This is a genomic window from Candidatus Bathyarchaeota archaeon (genome assembly GCA_026014685.1).
Classification (GTDB): Archaea; Thermoproteota; Bathyarchaeia; order Bathyarchaeales; family Bathycorpusculaceae; genus Bathycorpusculum.
Genome location: JAOZHW010000015.1, coordinates 199,871 through 217,331, shown reverse-complemented (window position 1 = coordinate 217,331; position 17,461 = coordinate 199,871). Strand labels below are relative to the sequence as shown.

The 17,461-nt window shown below is 46.9% G+C and carries 21 protein-coding genes and 1 tRNA gene; 10 read left to right on the top strand and 12 right to left on the bottom strand.

Going from position 1 to position 17,461, the window contains the following annotated elements:
- Positions 1–125, bottom strand: a tRNA-Leu gene (locus NWE96_10990).
- Between the two features lie 721 nt (positions 126–846).
- Between NWE96_10990 and larA the strand changes: the two genes are divergently transcribed.
- Together larA and NWE96_10980 are read left to right on the top strand one after the other, a co-directional pair.
- Entirely contained in the window at positions 847–2,130 is a 1,284-nt protein-coding gene (larA, locus tag NWE96_10985; GenBank protein MCW3984498.1) for a nickel-dependent lactate racemase, read from the top strand.
- 99 nt (positions 2,131–2,229) lie between these two features.
- Positions 2,230–2,709 (top strand): GNAT family N-acetyltransferase, encoded by a 480-nt coding sequence (locus NWE96_10980; protein MCW3984497.1) that lies wholly within the window; start codon positions 2,230–2,232, stop codon positions 2,707–2,709.
- A 28-nt stretch (positions 2,710–2,737) separates the two neighbouring features.
- On the opposite strand, the gene NWE96_10975 is transcribed toward NWE96_10980, so the two are convergent.
- Positions 2,738–3,379: a hypothetical protein gene (locus NWE96_10975; GenBank protein MCW3984496.1), complete on the bottom strand. Its 642-nt coding sequence runs from the start codon at positions 3,377–3,379 to the stop codon at positions 2,738–2,740.
- 144 nt (positions 3,380–3,523) lie between these two features.
- Between NWE96_10975 and NWE96_10970 the strand changes: the two genes are divergently transcribed.
- Positions 3,524–3,979, top strand: coding sequence for a methylglyoxal synthase (locus NWE96_10970; GenBank protein ID MCW3984495.1), 456 nt, complete (start codon positions 3,524–3,526; stop codon positions 3,977–3,979).
- Between the two features lie 11 nt (positions 3,980–3,990).
- On the opposite strand, the gene NWE96_10965 is transcribed toward NWE96_10970, so the two are convergent.
- Positions 3,991–4,278 (bottom strand): GYD domain-containing protein, encoded by a 288-nt coding sequence (locus tag NWE96_10965; protein ID MCW3984494.1) that lies wholly within the window; start codon positions 4,276–4,278, stop codon positions 3,991–3,993.
- A 123-nt stretch (positions 4,279–4,401) separates the two neighbouring features.
- Here NWE96_10965 and NWE96_10960 point away from each other — a divergent pair, with 123 nt between their 5' ends.
- The gene (locus NWE96_10960; protein MCW3984493.1) at positions 4,402–5,247 is read left to right on the top strand and encodes an EFR1 family ferrodoxin; all 846 of its coding nucleotides are present in this window, start codon (positions 4,402–4,404) and stop codon (positions 5,245–5,247) included.
- Positions 5,248–5,266: 19 nt separating this feature from the next.
- On the opposite strand, the gene NWE96_10955 is transcribed toward NWE96_10960, so the two are convergent.
- From NWE96_10955 to NWE96_10930, 6 genes are all read right to left on the bottom strand, one after another.
- Entirely contained in the window at positions 5,267–6,124 is an 858-nt protein-coding gene (locus NWE96_10955; GenBank protein MCW3984492.1) for a 50S ribosomal protein L10, read from the bottom strand.
- Positions 6,125–6,141: 17 nt separating this feature from the next.
- On the bottom strand, positions 6,142–6,792 hold the full coding sequence (locus NWE96_10950; protein ID MCW3984491.1) for a 50S ribosomal protein L1: 651 nt from the start codon (positions 6,790–6,792) through the stop codon (positions 6,142–6,144).
- A 56-nt stretch (positions 6,793–6,848) separates the two neighbouring features.
- Positions 6,849–7,331: a 50S ribosomal protein L11 gene (locus NWE96_10945; protein MCW3984490.1), complete on the bottom strand. Its 483-nt coding sequence runs from the start codon at positions 7,329–7,331 to the stop codon at positions 6,849–6,851.
- A gap of 11 nt (positions 7,332–7,342) precedes the next feature.
- Positions 7,343–7,816: a transcription elongation factor Spt5 gene (locus tag NWE96_10940; GenBank protein ID MCW3984489.1), complete on the bottom strand. Its 474-nt coding sequence runs from the start codon at positions 7,814–7,816 to the stop codon at positions 7,343–7,345.
- Positions 7,817–7,831: 15 nt separating this feature from the next.
- Positions 7,832–8,008: a protein translocase SEC61 complex subunit gamma gene (locus tag NWE96_10935; protein MCW3984488.1), complete on the bottom strand. Its 177-nt coding sequence runs from the start codon at positions 8,006–8,008 to the stop codon at positions 7,832–7,834.
- Between the two features lie 104 nt (positions 8,009–8,112).
- The gene (locus NWE96_10930; GenBank protein ID MCW3984487.1) at positions 8,113–8,943 is read right to left on the bottom strand and encodes a hypothetical protein; all 831 of its coding nucleotides are present in this window, start codon (positions 8,941–8,943) and stop codon (positions 8,113–8,115) included.
- Between the two features lie 100 nt (positions 8,944–9,043).
- Between NWE96_10930 and NWE96_10925 the strand changes: the two genes are divergently transcribed.
- Entirely contained in the window at positions 9,044–9,955 is a 912-nt protein-coding gene (locus NWE96_10925; GenBank protein ID MCW3984486.1) for an ornithine carbamoyltransferase, read from the top strand.
- Here the strand turns inward: NWE96_10925 and NWE96_10920 are convergent, their stop codons facing one another.
- Both NWE96_10920 and NWE96_10915 read right to left on the bottom strand, forming a co-directional pair.
- Positions 9,956–10,759: a WbqC family protein gene (locus NWE96_10920; GenBank protein ID MCW3984485.1), complete on the bottom strand. Its 804-nt coding sequence runs from the start codon at positions 10,757–10,759 to the stop codon at positions 9,956–9,958.
- A gap of 118 nt (positions 10,760–10,877) precedes the next feature.
- A complete protein-coding gene (locus NWE96_10915) occupies positions 10,878–11,984 on the bottom strand; it encodes a glycosyltransferase family 2 protein (GenBank protein ID MCW3984484.1) in 1,107 nt (368 codons plus the stop codon).
- A gap of 192 nt (positions 11,985–12,176) precedes the next feature.
- On the opposite strand from NWE96_10915, the gene NWE96_10910 reads away from it, so the two are divergent.
- Genes NWE96_10910 through NWE96_10900 form a run of 3 tightly spaced genes read left to right on the top strand, consistent with a single transcriptional unit; the run spans position 12,177 to position 14,666 of the window.
- Entirely contained in the window at positions 12,177–13,202 is a 1,026-nt protein-coding gene (locus NWE96_10910; GenBank protein MCW3984483.1) for a tRNA 4-thiouridine(8) synthase ThiI, read from the top strand.
- Positions 13,203–13,253: 51 nt separating this feature from the next.
- Positions 13,254–14,057 carry a DUF996 domain-containing protein gene (locus NWE96_10905; protein MCW3984482.1) on the top strand — a complete coding sequence of 268 codons (804 nt, stop codon included), beginning with the start codon at positions 13,254–13,256 and terminating at the stop codon, positions 14,055–14,057.
- A gap of 42 nt (positions 14,058–14,099) precedes the next feature.
- Positions 14,100–14,666: a YkgJ family cysteine cluster protein gene (locus NWE96_10900; GenBank protein ID MCW3984481.1), complete on the top strand. Its 567-nt coding sequence runs from the start codon at positions 14,100–14,102 to the stop codon at positions 14,664–14,666.
- A gap of 3 nt (positions 14,667–14,669) precedes the next feature.
- On the opposite strand, the gene NWE96_10895 is transcribed toward NWE96_10900, so the two are convergent.
- Entirely contained in the window at positions 14,670–15,086 is a 417-nt protein-coding gene (locus NWE96_10895) for a restriction endonuclease (GenBank protein MCW3984480.1), read from the bottom strand.
- 289 nt (positions 15,087–15,375) lie between these two features.
- Between NWE96_10895 and NWE96_10890 the strand changes: the two genes are divergently transcribed.
- Both NWE96_10890 and rpsB read left to right on the top strand, forming a co-directional pair.
- On the top strand, positions 15,376–16,632 hold the full coding sequence (locus tag NWE96_10890; GenBank protein ID MCW3984479.1) for a phosphopyruvate hydratase: 1,257 nt from the start codon (positions 15,376–15,378) through the stop codon (positions 16,630–16,632).
- A gap of 17 nt (positions 16,633–16,649) precedes the next feature.
- A complete protein-coding gene (gene rpsB / locus NWE96_10885; protein ID MCW3984478.1) occupies positions 16,650–17,459 on the top strand; it encodes a 30S ribosomal protein S2 in 810 nt (269 codons plus the stop codon).
- Positions 17,460–17,461 lie beyond the last annotated feature (2 nt).

Here is a 17,461-nt window from a genome sequence, read left to right as displayed (position 1 = left end):
TGGTGGCGGGGGTGGGACTTGAACCCACGAAGGCCTGCGCCAGAGGATCTTAAGTCCTCCTCCATATCTTAGGTGCACCTTGCGGTGTCTGGCCACCTATTTAGACCTGGCTCGGATACCCCGCCACCAGCATCCGATACTGTTCGGCATGGTGCTGTTTAAGTTTATCGTTTCAGGTTGTAGCGTCTGGGTGCCAACATAGGGTTATATTCAATCGTTGGGCGTTATCTAATTGCAGGTTGGGGAACAGGCTCCACAAAGCATCCTGTACAGACCAAAAGAAGCTAAAGAACTAGTCCGAGATAGCATCAAGGAAGGGCTTGAAAAACTTTTGGTCACGTATTTGCTAAGTGGGGTTTAGACTCAACCTGCATTTTTTTGCAAAACCAAAAAAAGGGCCGGTTCTTTTTCTGGTGGCTTCCCCGTTTTTGTTGCTAGCACGGAGTAGTCACAAACCAATAAATCCGATGCAGAGAAAGGGGTATTTGCCGGTTGAGGAACACGCTCTACGGTAGCACGCGGACAGTCTTGTGGAAACTGGTAAAGACCGCCTCTGAGATTACATCAAGGAGACATGGCTTTAAGAAGTGCTAAAGGCCGTCGGTGATTACTGTGGGGTTTAGACTCAACCGGCTTCGCTTTTGTGTCTCCTCGTTTTGGGTGCGATGTTTTTGGTATCTAAATCGACTGTGTTTTTTTAGTTGTACTTTTGTGGTAATTTAACGGCTGATTTTGTTACTCATAAACTATAGCTATACTCCAGCAGAAAAGAGTTTAAACATCTTCAATTGACAAGGCTTAATAGTTTCCTGCGCCGTGTAACTTCAATTAGTACGTGACTCGGCTATGGTTGATGTTTGGCTTCCCTACGGAAAGACTGATGTATGTGTTCGAGTTCCCGCCAGAAACCTGCTTGGCACCATCGAACCCAAAGACCGCCCAGGCGCACCCGACCAAAAAGCAGAGGTTGAACGCGCCCTAAAAGAACCCATCGCATCCAAACGCCTCTGTGAAATCGCTAAACCCGAATCCAAAGTCGCCATAGTAGTTGATGACGCCACCCGTAGCACCCCAAGCGAACGCATACTTATTCCAGTTCTTGCAGAGTTGAATGCAGCAGGCGTCAAAGACGAAAACATCACTGTTATTTTTGGCTGTGGCACTCACCGAGCTGTCACGGCTGAAGAAGCAACTCAGCTTTTGGGTGTGGAAGTCTCAAAACGAATCAAAGCCATAAACCACAACGCATCAGCCCCCGACTTAGTTTATGTTGGCACTACCAAAACACACGGCAACAAAGTACACGTTAACCGTGTCTTCGCGGAAGCAGACGTTAAAGTGCTGCTGGGTGATGTGCAGTATCACTATTACGCTGGTTTTGGCGGGGGCAGAAAAAGTGTGTTGCCAGCAATCAGCGGAGTAGAAACCATCCGACACAACCACTCATTGCTTGTGAACGCTAACTCGACGGCAGGCAACTTGGAAAATAACCCCGTACACATCGACATGACAGAAGCTGCGCGGCTAGCCAAAGTAGACTTTATCCTCAACGTGGTTGAGAACAAGAAGGGCGAAATCGTAAAAGCCTTCGCTGGGGACTTAGAAGCGGCATTCTTGGAAGCCACAAAACTCGTGGATGACATGTATCGTGTAACGGTGGATCGCCGAGCAGACATCATCGTCGTCAGCGCAGGCGGTTACCCGTGGGATTTAACGCTCTATCAAGCACTTAAAGGGGTGGACGCCTCCTTGGATGCTGTTAAACGGGGTGGGGTCATCATTTTGGTGGCTGAATGCTTGGAGGGGTATGGGAACCAAGTGTTCTATGACTGGATGTCCCGTTTAGGCGAACTCAAGAACATGGAGCGGGAGCTTAAACGAAACTTCGTCGTAGGTGGTCAACGCGCATACTACCTTCTAAAGGCGTTGCTTAATCATCAGATTATTCTGGTTTCTTCGATGCCTGACTTCTATGCCACCAGTATTTTTAAGCTTAAAACCGCACGGGCAGTAAACGACGCTTTAAACGAGGCTTTCAAGATCACGGGGTCAGCGTCCCGTGTTTGGGCTATGCCTCAGGGAAGCAGCACTTTGCCTGTTTATAAGGCTCCTGAAGAAAACAAAGCTTAAAACCCGCCGTAATTTGCGGGTTATGTTGGCCTATGATTGGTGCTTCAAGCGTAACCTTTAATTCTCAACACTGAAACTCTGTTTAGGCAAGGCGAAACGATGCAACAATCCTTCACGCTACGCAAATTCACACCCGATGACCTTCAAAACGTCATGCAAATCAACCGCGTCTGCTTACCAGAGAACTATACAGACTTCTTCTTTGTAGATCTACATCAAAGGTTCCCAGAAACCTTCATTGTAGCTGAAGATGACGGCAAAATCATGGGGTACATCATGTGCCGCATCGAGGTAGGGTTGTCAAACTATGGTTTTGGCGGTTTAGTCCGCAAAGGCCATGTGGTTTCGATTGCGGTTTTGCCCCAGTTTCGCAGAAGAGGCGTGGCCAAAGCCATTATCAACAAGGCACTCGAAGGGATGGCGTACTACAAGGCTAAACAGGGCTTTTTAGAGGTCCGCGTGACCAACGAATCGGCAATTTCACTGTACAAGAAGCTGGGTTTCGAGATCACCCGCACCATAAACGGCTACTACAGCGACGGTGAAGACGCCTACGTCATGACCAAAAAGTTATCTTAATTCTCAACAAAAACCAACAGACAGGCAGTTAAGTTGTTTTAATACTCAGTTGCGGTTTAGGCTGCAACATTCTTCTAGTCAAAACAAACGGAACAACCAAGTTCAAAGCGGCAGCTAAAGCTATTAACTCAAAACGGACGTTCGCCGCTAAGGTTGCGGTGTGCACGAATACTTGGAAGTTCTGGGCGCCCGCAAAGAGGTTCATCAGGCTCATACACATAGAAACCATTGTTAGAGGAATTGCAGCGTAGAAAGAAATGTTCTCTTTGAGCCTAAACAGCAACACGTAAGAAAACAACAAGGAGGGCCCATAGAAAGCAAACGCACCCAATATGCCCAGAGGCCACCCCAACGGATTCAGTTCGATGGCTAAGCCTGTTATATCTATGGCGTAGACGGTTGTGAGTAAATCGTAGCTCCAGAACGCTAAGGCTACGCCTTGAAATGCGAATAGCACAGTGCGCCATTTCGCTACTCCGCTTGGGGTTACGGTGTTACTGAGATGTTTGAATTTGAGACTGAGTAAGCTGACCGCTGGGATAAGCAGGATAAGCAGGTAAGCTAAGCCTAACCATGCATCACCGCCCCTGACAAGAGCAACGATGTTGAATATCCAAACTAACCCAGTGGCAACCAAGAAGCCCTGGGCTAAGCTTTTCAGAGACCCCACTACTCTATTATCTCCCCAGAAACGGCTAACCGCGAATTTGCCTAAATAAGGTTATTCCCAAAAGCCGTTTTTTGTGAACTGTTCAACAGCGCAACAATTAAATGATTAATTGCTGTGAGGCTTGTAGCATAGGAAGAGATTGACATGAAGCCACCAGCAATAATAAAACATAAAAAAAGAATAGCCCTCGTGGCTCACGACAACAAAAAACAGGACATGCTTGAGTGGGCAAAATACAACTTGGGCACCCTGCAGCAGCATTATCTCTATGCGACAGGCACCACGGGCAAACTGCTTAAGCAGGAACTATGCTTAGACATACATATGCTGGAATCGGGTCCGCTTGGTGGAGACATGCAGGTGGGGGCACGCATTGCTGATGGCGAAATAGATTTTCTGATTTTCTTCTGGGATCCGCTGGCGCCGTTGCCCCATGACCCAGACGTAAAAGCCCTGTTGCGTGTGGCGGTTGTGTGGAATATCCCGATAGCGATGAATCGCTCCTCAGCGGACTTTATCATATCCTCTACGTTGATGAATGGGGACTACACTCGCAAATTGCCTGACTACGAATGTTACAGGCACCGCCTAGACAAGTAGCCCCATTTTCACTATTTTTTCAGCATAGCTAAGAATTCATCTATCGGTATCGCGGGCATACTCATGATATGCACGGTTCCCCTGGAACCCAACTCTATGGAGACACGGGTTATTGTTTCGTTGTTGGGTGCTTCAACGATGTTGACGAAGTCGTAGCGTCCCAAAACAGAATACTGCTGCAACACTTTGGCGCCGTAGGCTTCGATTTCTTTGTTGACTTCTTTTATTCGTTCAGGTCTTTCTTTGAGGGTTTTTCTGCCCTCTGAGGTTAAAGTAGACAGAAGAATGTAGATGGGCATAAAAATCGCCATCAAAAAATGAGTTTTGCGTCGCAATTAAGGATTGCGCACAGTTGTACTCTATAAAATAGAATCAAAAGTGTTATAGCCAAACTCTACAGATAAAACAGCGGCGCAAAGCACATGCTTATTCCCATTATCTTCTTTTCTTCATCCAACAACACCGCGTACGTCGCTAAACTTATCGCTCTTGGACTCGGAGAAAAAGGATTCCAAACCCAGTTAATCCCTATTCAAGAACTAAAAACGGGTAAACATAACCTCACAGACGCTAAAGTCCTCGGCGTCGGTGCTCCAATCTACGGCGGTTTCGCCGAGCCAATCAAAAACTGGGCTAAAAATTTTGATTTTGCGGGTAAACGTGTTTTTCTGTTTTCAACCGCGGGCATCTGGCATTTCGGCTCCACCGCGGAGATGATTAGCCTGATTGAAAAGCAAAACGGTAGAGTGATTGGCGCTTTTGAGATGACGTTTAGAGGCTGTATGGATGGAATTGTTTACTCAAAAAGACTTTCTGAAAGTCACCCGATAAAAAAGACCGACATTGAAAGGGCTGTCGCATTTGGCTACACTCTTGCCCACGTCTTGGAGAATAGCAAAGAATACGTCGATTCAACAACTGGCAAACACATTTTTGGAGCAGCATTTTTAACGCTTATCCGTGTGGTCAAGTTATTTGTTCTAAAACTGTTCAAAGTCTGCCTCTACATCACAGACAGCGATAAGTGTGTTGGATGCATGAAATGCACTAAAATCTGCCCATCCGACGCCGTCAAAATCCAAAATAAGTCACCAAGCATTAATTATCATCTCTGTATCTCATGCTGCAGATGCTTCAAGGATTGTCCAACAAAAGCCTTATCTCTGCGTTTCTTTGGTGACAGGCAATACTACCATGGGCCTTGGATGCTGCGAGGGTACATCGACCCAGAGAAAATCATAGCTGAAAATTCTAACGAAACGTTATGAAATGAAAAGGAAATTGGGTTTAAGCCGCTTTGGGCTTAGTTTTCTCTTGTAGGCTGGTTGCTTGTGCGTTGGCTTTGCGGATGAGGTCTGCGATGGTGTCTTTGGTTGGGATGGCTGCACCGATTGAGAGTGAAACTGCTTTCTGGTGTGCTGTCTGCAGGAGCGGTTTGATGGTTTCTTTACAGGGGTAACCGACACTGAGAGCCAATGCGAAGGCTTCTTGGTTGCTGGCTTCGACGCTGCGTTTGGTTGCGGCTACGTCTACTTTGAGTTTGTCGCCTGTAATCATGAGACCGTTGTCGAAGACTGCACGCATTGAGATGCCTAATTCAACTGCTTTTATGCCGAGTTTTGAGAGGACACCTGCTAAGCGGTCGTTGATGACTTCACCTTTGCGAACTACGAGTGTGTCTTTGCTGATCCAGACGCTGCCGTTTTCGATTTTGGTGGGTAAACCTACAGCGTTAAGTTGACTGATTACGGGTCCAGGTGGTTGACCTGTGTTGCTGGCAGGTACGATGACGTCATCTGCGGCTATGTCGCCTGCTTTAGCGGTGGTTTTGACTTTGCCCTTCTCAAGCAACAGTGCAAGTTTGAAGGGGTTGAGGTCAGTGAATAGGAAGACGTTTGATCCTTCCAAGTATTCCTCAAGTTTTTTGAGTTCAGCTTGGTTCATTTGTTCAATTGCTATTTTGATCAGTGTATTCTTTAATACGCGCAGGTAAACTTGGCCTTTCATGCTTTTCTTGAGTTCTTGAAGCTGTGAAGCGCGAACCTTCTGGAGGCTAGCTATGCCGACGGATTTGTACTCTTTGAATATTTCTTTGATGGCTTCTACTTCGGTTGATTTCTGCTCTAACACTTGTTGGGATGGCATGATATTCGTCTCTCAGTTTATGGTTTAATTTTGACTGGCTCGCCCATGCTGGTCTTTATGAACGCATACTTTACGTTCTTCAGTCCACGTTTAAGTTTGCCGTCGAGAACACGAAGAACCACCATCGCGTTGTCGGTTAGGTCTTCGTCTTTCATCTGTTGCGAGCCGATGGGAACCTGAATGATTGGTTGGTTGCGCATGCGGACAACCACTGTCTTGCGGTGCTTTGCGATCAAGGCAGCGATGTCTGCGTTTGGTGCAACTGGAACAGGCATTTTGCCTCTTGGACCCAGAACTGGACCCAAAATCCTGCCGACCAGCGGCATCAAGGGTGCTTCTGCAATGAACACGTCATATTGACTTGCGAGTTGGCGCAGTTCCTTCTTTTTGCCGTTTAAGCCGTCTAGGTCTGCGCGTTCAACTACACGGTCAGCGCCAGAGTTCTTTGCTTTTAATGCGAATTCACCTGAAGCAATGACACAGACACTGTTGGGTTTAAGAGTGTCGTGTGGAAGTTCGACTATTTCTTGGATTTTGCCTTCGGGTGCTTTCATGTCGATTTCTTGGATGTCGAGAATCAGGTCTATGGTCTGGTTGAATTTTTTGTCTCCAGCTTTAGACTTTGCTTGTTTTATTGCTTCAGATATTGTCTTGTTGTCTAGGGGCATTTTTAAGCCTCGTGCCAATAGGGGATAAGAAACCCATTATAAAAATATTCGCTTAACTAAGCGAATAGTTTATCGTAGGTGCCAGAATCGATTTCTTTCTGGACTTCTCGGGGGTCTTTGCCTTCTACGGTTACACCCATGCTTACGCAGGTGCCGAGAAGCTCTTTGGTTGCCATCTTGGTGTCAGGGGCCAAGAGTTGTGGACCTTTGATCTTGGCGATTTTGACCAGTTGCTCCATGGTTAAGTCGCCTGCCTTGACACTGTGGGGTGTACCGGAGCCCTTCTCGATTTTTAATTCGGCAACGATGAGTGCGGATGCTGTGGGTGTACCGACGGTGATTTCGAAGGTTTTATCTTCAGGGTCAACGCTCACCTTGACGGGAACTTTCATTCCTGCATAGTCTTTGGTGACTTCGTTGATTTTGTTGACTACTGCAACGATGTTGACGCCTAAGGGGCCAAGAGCTGGACCTAATGGTGGACCTGCGTTGGCTTGACCGCCGCTGACGATTAATTCTACAACTTTTTTATCTGCCATAGGTTTTCACTTTATGCTTTTGCTTTTTCTACTAGTTTTACATAGTCTGAATGTACTGTGATGGGCAAAGTGAAGGTTGCCTCAAGTAATTCGAGGGTGACTTCGCCTTTGGATTTGTCGAGCCTTGTGATTTTGGCGCGCATGCCTTTGAAGGGTCCACCAGTGATTTCTACCACGTCGTCTTCGTTGAGGTCTTCCATGACGGGTTTGCGGACGATGTAGCGTTCAATCTCGCTGAAGCTGATGAGACCTGGGATTCTGCTGCGGACATGGCGTACGCCTGAGATGGCTTCTTCTACTAGGTGGGGACCGTCTGCTTCTACAAAGACGTAGCCTTTGAGGGTGTCTGGAACCAGAAGAGCTTTTATGGGAACATGGGTCATTTCGACTTTGGAGGCAATCAACCGTGCCACGTTGCGTTCTTGTCCAGTGGTGGTTTTGATTGCGAAAATTTTTACTTGTGAGAGCTCTTCTTTTTTATCCATGTATTTGGCATCCTTCTATGCTGATGAACCGCCTAAAGCAAACGATAGCAGCTTAATCACGAAGCCTATTAAACCGACTACACCGATGCCTAAGAGGCTGATTTTAATCGAGAGCCACAGCTCTTCGCGGCCAGGTTTAACGGCTAGCTTTAACGTTCTTGCTGCCTGCGTAAGCCAAGATTTAATTCCCATATTTACCGCACACTCAAGATTTCATCAGGAATAATAAACGTTTAGGTTCAAAAGACTACTCCACAACCCCTTTTAAACATATCCCCCGATGGAAAAAGGGCGAGTTAGACTTTATTGTATGGTAACCCAGCAGATTCCAAGGCAGAAAGCAACCCCAGTTTGTCTTCGCTTTTGATGCCTTTCCAATCCAGAAACGCTAGCGGCACTTTTTCAAGGGTTTTTTCGACACATTGCTTAATCATATCAGCGTCGATGTAGGGTACGGCGTATTTTGGTATCATGTGACCGAAGGTGGCGACGCCCATCAACGCCATAAGCGTGAACTGCTGATTGTAATGGGTTCCACCGATGCCTAAAACCGCGCGGTGAGAACTTGGCGCCTCAAAGGTGGCGATGGCGGTCATGGCGCTGTGAGCTACCGCTTCCGCAGCCTTGGCATCGCTCCACTGCTCGGGAGTACTGCCCAACTCCACGAACATGGTTGGAACGTTGAGGCTTGGTCCATGATGTGTACATTCATAGCAAACGTCATAATGGAAAAGGTTCAGCTGGTCTTTATAGTGGGTTAGGGCTTTTAGGACAGATTGCATAGCGAGTGCGGGCGCAACTGAAACGGTTTTGGGTAATCCACCGAGTTCTGCATCGCCAAAGTTTCCGGGGGTATGCACGGAGAGTGTGGGTTTGCCGCTTTGGCTACTGTGCCTAGAGATGAAAACGACCATTTTTGTGTCTGGAAACTTTGCGGGTAGGTCTTGGGCGCGTACGGATTCTTCGTTTAGGGTTATCAGGTCTACTCTTTTGCGGTTTACGTCTGCGGTGTATATGGGGTTGTCTTGGAAGGTTGTGGGGGTTTTGTTAAAGAGGTAGCGTTTTAGGAGTTGTTCTTTGATGTTGAGGCTTGCAACATCCTTGTTTGAGGCAACCAGCAAAATCATTTGTGTCACGTAGAAGTGATTGAAGGCAGGTGTGGAAAAAGCTTTTGCATAAAGCTTATTATTGGATGCTTAATTGAACCGTATTGAAGGCACAGAATAGATGCATTTACTTAACTTTAAGGAACTTTCAATCAAGGAACTGTCAGCGCTGGTTGATTTAGGCTTAGAAGTCAAACAAAACCCCAAAAAATACCTAAAAACATTCTTGGGTAAATCAGCGGCTTTGGTTTTCCAGAAAACCTCCACCCGCACCCGCGTCTCCTTTGAAGTCGCCATGACCCAACTCGGCGGTCACGCCCTGTTCATCGATTGGAGAAGCACTAATTTCACGTTAGCAGACATAGGCGACGAAATCCAGTACCTCTCCCGAAACGTGGATTGCATCATGGCGCGTTTGCTCTACAATTCGGATTTGCTCAAGATGGCGGCGGCATCCAAAGTGCCAGTTATCAACGGATGCGACGACAGATACCACCCCAGCCAAGTACTCGCAGACCTCATCACCATAAAAGAAAATCACGGTAAACTCAAAGGCGCAAAACTGGTCTACATAGGCGTCCACAACAACGTCACCAACAGCCTAATTGAAGGCTGCACCAAAACAGGCGTCAAATTAACCACGGTTACGCCGATTTTTAACGAAGCAGCACACGATGAAGAGTTAATGGCGGAAGCGAAGAAAACGGGGCTCTGGGAAACATCCCTAGACGTTAAGAAGGCAGTTAAGGAGGCGGACTTTGTCTACACTGACACGTGGATTGACATGGAGTTCTTCACTGACCCCAAGTTTGCCCAAGAAAAAGAGAAACGCATCAAACTCATGATGCCCTACCAAATCAACGCGCAACTGCTCAAAGGCTGCGACCCCTACATCATGCATGACATGCCCATCCACCGCGGCTACGAAATCAGCGCCGAAGCCATCCAAAGCAGCAAATCAGTCATCTACGAACAGGCAGAAAACCGATTGTACTCAGCAAAAGCAATCTTCCTCAAGTTAATGGGTGCTTAGTTAACTGTTTAGGTAGTTGACGCTGTATTCTGCGCCGTTAACTATCACCTTTATGGGTTCCCGCTTGATGTTTAGATTCTCGAGCACTTGTTTGGCTGGATACATCAGCAGCGGAGTTAAGATGGAGACAGTCGAGAAGGGCGTCGGCGGCGTATAAGTCACCAAAGCGATAGTCGAGTTAGTGAGGCGCTCATATTTCTGCGTATCCAAGTACTCCATGCTGCCTTTTCCCGCGAGGTAGACGACGGAGCCGTAGTTTGAGAACTGTGAGGCGACGCGTTCTGTTGTGTCGCAGCCTTCTGAACTGTAAGAGATGGATATGTAGGTTTTGATGCCTAAGATGTCCCGGAGCCACAGGATGAGGCGGAGGTTTAATTCCCAGAGGTACCGATAAGAGAAGAAAATCTCCTTCAACTCACTTTTGTATTGGTCCCAAAAGGGATAGGTACGGTATACCTGTTCAAGTTCCGTCCACCGCTCGCCTAAAAAGTTAGTTTTAAGCTTCGCTGCCATAATTGAGCAGGTACTTGAGGCTTCGATGGGCAGGGTGAGCCATCGCCAATGGGTGTCTTTGCCGATTTTAACTCGATGCTGGTAACGGTCGCTGTGACGACTCAGCGGGTCGTAGGGACAGATGTCCATGATGTTGGAGTGGTACATGCGGTAAAAGAAGCCAGGGTATGGCAGCAGGGTGGGTTGGTGTCCACTCAAAATCAGCGTGCCGTCACGCTTTAGCAGCTCAACCTCACGCGTTTGCACAGGTTGAGTACCGGCTAAAATCGGCGAAGAATCTAACTGCCTCAAAATTATACCCAAAAGAAGCCCTTAATCTATTTAGAGGCTGCAAACCCCATATAAGCCTATGAGGTAGCACCCATACAACCACAAGCATGCCTTAAACGTTACTTACCAGCGTGTGGCTTTATGTTTTCCAGTCTGGCCCCGCTTTCTTTCCTAACAAAACCTGAATGTGGCCCACAATGATGATGACCATCCAAACTGAGGAATAGAAGAAGTAATAAACGAAAAGTTCATGCAACTTTAATTCCTTGAACCCCAACTTGCGAGAGAAGCCGTAGAAAACTGCTGCTGTAATTGCAAACCCTGAAAGCGAAATAAGTAGCACTTTGAGCACGTCAGCGGTTGCTAGAGATATAAGGAAAATCGGTAATGCGATGTTGAATTTGACAGAGAGAAACAGCGAAAAAAACAGCAGCGAATTGTACATCCAAAGACTCGGCACCACGGCGCTCAAGAAGAAAACGGTTGCCGAGGGATAGAGGAAGAACAAGCTAGGTAAGAAAACCTGCGGCTTCTTGATAAAGCGCCTTGCAAGCTGCTTGTACCAGTCTTTAAGCCACAATGCCTGCCCAATTGCCCACCTGCGTCGCTGCGTAAACCACTTCTTCCAATCACCATGTACCACGTTTTTGACTTCTACGTCGTGTGAATAGACGAAACGGCTATCTGCGAGAAATGCGCGGGTGGCGATGTCTATGTCTTCGGCGACGACTTTGCGGAAGCCGCCGACTTTCTCGAACATTTCCCTTCTGATGGCGAAGGCGGCGCCGTTTACTGCGGGGCACTTATGCATATAGCGTGAAGCAAGCCAAGAACTTATGTTAAAAGTCAAGTACTCATAGTAGGCCATTTTTGAGAGAAACGACTTGTCTTTAGTTACTCTCTTTTTTATGTCCAAAACGTCGTTGTGCTGCATTTCCATGACGATTTTACGGAGGTAGTCTGGGTCGTCTGGGATGCCGACGTCTGCGTCGAGGAAAAGCAGGACTTTGCCCGATGACAGTGGAACGGTGCTGTTTAGGGCGTTTGATTTCCCGACCCGCTCTTGGTTTAAGATGAAGGTGACGTTTTCTCTTTCGAGTTGCTTGATTTTCTGTTTGAATTCGTCGGTTGGCGCGTCTACGGTTACAAAGATTTCTTTAGAAACGTTTTGGGCGCACAAGGCATCAAGCATTCCGCCTAATTGATCGGACTGTTTGTAGACGGGAATGAAGATGCTGATGTCCACCGATGTTTCTCCTTTCGTACAGGTGCAAAGCTATTAGGGTTAATTTAGTTTGGCTTTTTAAATTATTCTGCAATCAAGCCTATAAACGTCAACTCGGTATGGACAAATTCGGAGTAAACATCTAGATTCTTGCCATTTTTTATGAGAAAAACAGGTACATTATTATGTGCCAAAAGAAGGTAAATCATTGTTATGCGCAAGGTTAAAGCCATAAGCTTGCTTTCTGGCGGCTTAGACAGCATTCTCGCAACCGAATTGGTGCGTCGACAAGGTATAGAAGTCATCGCTTTCAACCTTAAAACGCCGTTTGGTATTCCAAAGAAGGACGGCAAAAGTGAAGCCCAACTAGCTGCAGAACAACTCAAAGTGCCTCTTGTCATAAAAAGCGCCGACAAAGAATACCTCCAAATGCTACGTCACCCTAAACACGGGTACGGAAAAAACATCAACCCCTGCGTCGACTGCAAAATCTTCATCCTAAAACAAGCTAAAAAATACGCCAAAGAAATCGGAGCAGACTTCCTCTTTACAGGCGAAGTGCTCGGTGAACGCCCCATGTCTCAGCATGGTGCAGCACTAAAAATCATCGCGGAAGAGGCAGGGTTAAAAGGTAAACTTTTGAGGCCTCTGTCTGCGAAGTTGTTGGCGGAGACTGAGGCAGAGAAAAAAGGGTTAATCGACCGCTCAAAACTTTTAAGCATACAGGGCAGAGGCCGTAAACCCCAGATGGAACTCGCCAAACAATACGGCATTACAGTTTTCCCGTCTCCTGCTGGGGGTTGTCTTTTGACTTGTGAAGAATACGCTAAAAAACTCCGCGACCTCTTCGAACACAAAAAACGCGTTTCGGCTGCGGATGTTGCGTTGCTGCGGATTGGCAGACATTTTAGAGTTGGTGAAAGCAAGATAATTGTGGGTAGAAATCAAGCGGAAAACAGCTTTTTAGTTGCCAACCGCGCCAAAGCTGACTATTATTTTGAGTTGCCCACCATCGTTGGCCCAACCACCTTGCTGCAGGGACCCAAAACAAAAATGGCGATTGAGAAGGCGGCTCAGTTAACAGCGTTTTACTCAGACGCCAAAACAGCCCAAGCCACAGTAAAATACGGCAAAACATGCCTCGAAAAAACCATAGCCGTCCAGTTGCCTCAAAGGGCAGAAGTGGATAAACTGCGTGTCGGAAGCGAGATTAAACTTAAAGAAAAAGCTATTCAGTAACTGAACAAAATACTTATCCTCTGACCCCAAATAGTAGCGTGGGGTATGTAAGTGACTATTCAGAGCAACAGAACTTTCGGCGGCACTGGAGCATGCCTAATGTTACTCGGGGTAATCAGCACAATTATATCAGTCGTGCAACTCGGTGTGCTGCAAAGTTCTTTAAATTTATGGACACTCATCATCGCAAGCGTACTTTCCTTCTTGACTTTTGTAGGGTTCATTTTATTCCTAGTTGCAATGTACGGTTTCTCCAAAGACTACGCAGAAAGAAGAATATTCAACTACATTCTCTATGGACTAATAATTGCAGTTGTTATGGCTATAATAATCGGGATATTCTGGTTAGCCATATTTATGGTCAGCATATTCAGTTTAATTTCCTCTGGCCTAACACCATCTGCATCAACGCCCCAAATACAATCCCTAATAACACCTTACTACGCACCGTTGTTGGCGGCGATGACGGTTGTTTCGCTTGTTTGGGTGCTCTTCAACTATAAAGCGTTTAACCTGTTAGCTGAAAAATCAGCAACGCCCCTGTTTAGGATTGCCGCAAAAATTTTCGTTGCAGGCGGCGTTGTGAATGTGGCTGTTGGGGTTGTGTTTGCGGTTTTAGGGCTTCTCGGTTTAATCGGTTACTACGAGATGCTTTTAGCGTCTTTTCCTGGAGGTTTGATTCAGTACGTTGCCTGGGGGTTTGTAGCCAAAGGCTTCTTTTCCATCCCAGTCTCTGAACCATCTTACACAGCCGCCACCTTTACAGGTCAAGGTAAATATTGCCCACATTGCGGTGCCCTAAACCAATCCGATGCTGTATATTGCTCCAGATGCGGCCAACAACTTGGGGCTTAGCGAAAAGTTGAAACCCTCAAAAATTCTTCTATGTTAATCCCTATGATTGACACCACCTATGTACATTTAGAATTCGAATCTAAAGACGGCGTATGGTCGATTAATTTACCTTTTGTCTGCGACCAATGCGGTGTCTGCTGCAAAATGGAAGATTTCTTAGTGGCAGGCAAAGTAAAAATAACCCCAAAAGAAAACCCGCAGTTACACGCTAAAATACAAGCCATCTACGAGGAAATGGGTAAACGCTGGGAAAAAGATTCAGCGGAATACGACCGATACATCATGCACACACCCTGCCCTTTCTTAGAGAACAAAAAATGCTCAATCTACCCCGTTCGACCTGACGGTTGCCGGCAATTCCCCAACACCCCATTCGGATTCCAATCCCGGGACTGCAAACCCCTAAACCGATTCAAACAGCAAACGGCGGCGCTTTGCAGGGGCACAAAAGCCAAGCGAACTATGCACTTTACGACAGATGTTCTTAAGCAGTCGTGTTTTTCTGAAAAACAATATCAACGTTGTATAGAAAAACTGCGGAAAAACGGCATAACAGAGGATGAACTTAAGTTGTTTGAATTACTCAATAAACAGTTAAAGGAAAAATAGGGTTTAGCTTATTTCTTCTGTTGGGAATTTCTTTAGCAGTTTGCGGCATTTTGCTGAGGTTAAGATCAGTTCTTTGAAGGTTTTTAGCTTGACAAATGAGCAGTGTTTTTCGCACCAAGTGATGGCTTCGGGGCTGAATTCTTTGTTGGATATGAGTAATCCAGAGTCGGCTTGATGGGTTTCTCTGGCGAAGGCAACTTTGGAGCAGAATTTCTGTACTTGTGGGAGATCAAGGGATTGGTTGTGGGTGCAGGCTATGAGGATTTTTTGTGGACCTTTGGGGTGTGTATGCATTTCTGCGCGGATGTGGGTTGGGCGTGTGTGTAAGGCAGTGTGGGGTCGCGTGTTGTAGCCCATTAATTTGAAGTGTGCTTCGACTGTGTCTTGAAATATTCTTTCAACATGTGGATCGTAGTTCATGGAGTCCCCATTTTTAAGGAAAATTTTTTTCTCTTTATTAGGATTTTGGCTGAATTTTTGCGATTTCCTCAATAAGAGGGCTGAAAATCGTAGTCCACTAGCTGAATATTGAGTATTGCTATGCCATAGGCATGTGCTGAACTTACTTCCATCCAATAGACAAAGACACCTCAGGCATTAAGCAACCAAAAAGGCCTCGGCATGGTGCAGGGGCAGTAAGCTATGGAGCGCTTGTGCCGAAACCTAAAATAAGCGCGTGACAAAACTATAGCGTCGAGGTTAAAGCTGCGTGTCATCAATCATCGAGGACCTCATAGCTAGGAAAATTTTCAATAACCGCGGAGAAGAAACTATAGAAGTCGATGTAATAACAGCAGGCGGATTTGGACGTGCAGGCGCACCCGCAGGCAAAAGCCGAGGCAAAGCCGAAGTCATCTATTATCCGCAGGGCGGCGTAGAAGCAGCCATAAAGAAAGTTGACGAATTGGTCGCTCCCGAACTCGCAGGGTTAAACGCTGATTTCCAAGAAGAAATCGACAATACCCTTCACGAAATCGACGGCACAGCGGACCTAAAAAACATCGGCGGTAACACCGCATTCGCCATCAGCCTCGCTAATGCGGAAGCAGCCGCAAACTCACACGGTTTACTTCTATTCCAGTTTTTGGGCGGAAACGCCGCAAACACCATGCCCTATCCATTGGGTAACTGTATAAGCGGTGGTGCACATGCCCGAGGCGGCAAAACCCCAAGCATCCAAGAATACCTCGCCCTGCCCCATGGCGCAGAGAGCTTCCTTGAAGCCCAAACCGCCAACACCCTTATCCACAAAAAAATTTATGAATCGCTTAAGAAGAAAAGCAGCACCTTTACGGGCGGCAAAAGCGACGAAGGCGCATGGATAGCTAACATCGGCACCGACGACGCTTTTGAAGTGATCGCGAGAGCCTGTGAGGAAGTGGGAAACGAGATGGATTTTGAATGCGGCTTCGGCATAGACGTCGCGGCCTCCAACTTTTGGAAGCCTAAAGAAGAGAAATACGTTTACGAGATGGAGGGCAAAAAACGCGACACTTCCGAGCAGCTTGAATACATGCTTGAGTTAATCGAGAAGTATCATCTGAATTTTGTCGAAGACCCCTTCCATGAAGATGACTTCGAAAGCTTCGCCGAACTCACCAAAAAAGCTAAAAATTGCATAATCTGCGGCGATGATTTATTCACAACCAATACTGAAAGGTTAAATAACGGAATTAAGATTAACGCTGGAAACGCCATCATCATCAAAGTCAACCAGATAGGCACCTTAACCGATGCAGCTGAAACAATCGAGACAGCCCAGCATAACGGTTACCGCGCCGTTGTTTCCCACCGCAGTGGAGACACATGCGACTGGCACATCGCACACTTGGCTGTCGCCTACAGATGCCCCATCATAAAAACAGGCGTCGTGGAAGGTGCACGTATAGCCAAACTAAACGAGCTCATCAGAATCGAGCATTTCCTTGGCACCCGAGCCAAGATGGCTGACTTAAACATACGCTAAAAGAGAAGATGAATAGAATGTCTGAAGACCAAGTAAAAGAAAATCAACCAACAGAAAATCTACCTGAAGAAGAACCAGTCGAGGAACAAATCGAAACCGTAGAGGCTCCTGTGGAAGAAACCGTTGAAGCCGCACCTGACGTAGCGGAAGACGAAGTCGCCGACGAAGCAGTAGACGAGGATATCGAGGTTTCCGAAACTGGCCCAGAAGAGACTCTGCTTCTCCCAAGAGACACCCTGCTAAGCGCAGGCATCCACATCGGCACAAGGATGAAGACCCTTGACATGGAACCCTTCATTTACCGTGTTCGACCAGACGGCTTATTCGTCCTAGATGTAAAGAAAACAGACGACCGCATCCGTACAACCGCAAAGTTCCTTTCACGCTACGAACCATCTAAAGTTGCCATCGCAGCAACCCGCTTATACGCACATGAACCAGTCAAAATGTTCTGCAAACTAACCGGCGCAACCCCACTCATCGGCAGATTCATCCCAGGACAACTCAGCAACCCACAGTACCAGAACCGTGTTGACCCCGAAGTCATAGTTGTATGTGACCCACGTGCAGACGCTCAAGCAGTTAAAGAAGCATCCACAGTCGGCATACCAATAGTCGCATTATGCAGCACCGACAACGAATTCGCAGGCGTCGACTTAGTCATCCCAACCAACAACAAAGGCCGCCGCGCACTCGCAGTCATCTTCTGGCTACTTGCACGCCAAGTCCTCCGCGAAAGAGGCGAACTAGGCCCCGACAAAGACCCACCAGTCACCATCGAAGACTTCGAAGCCAAAGTTACACGCGAAGAGGAGGAGGAACCCTAGAG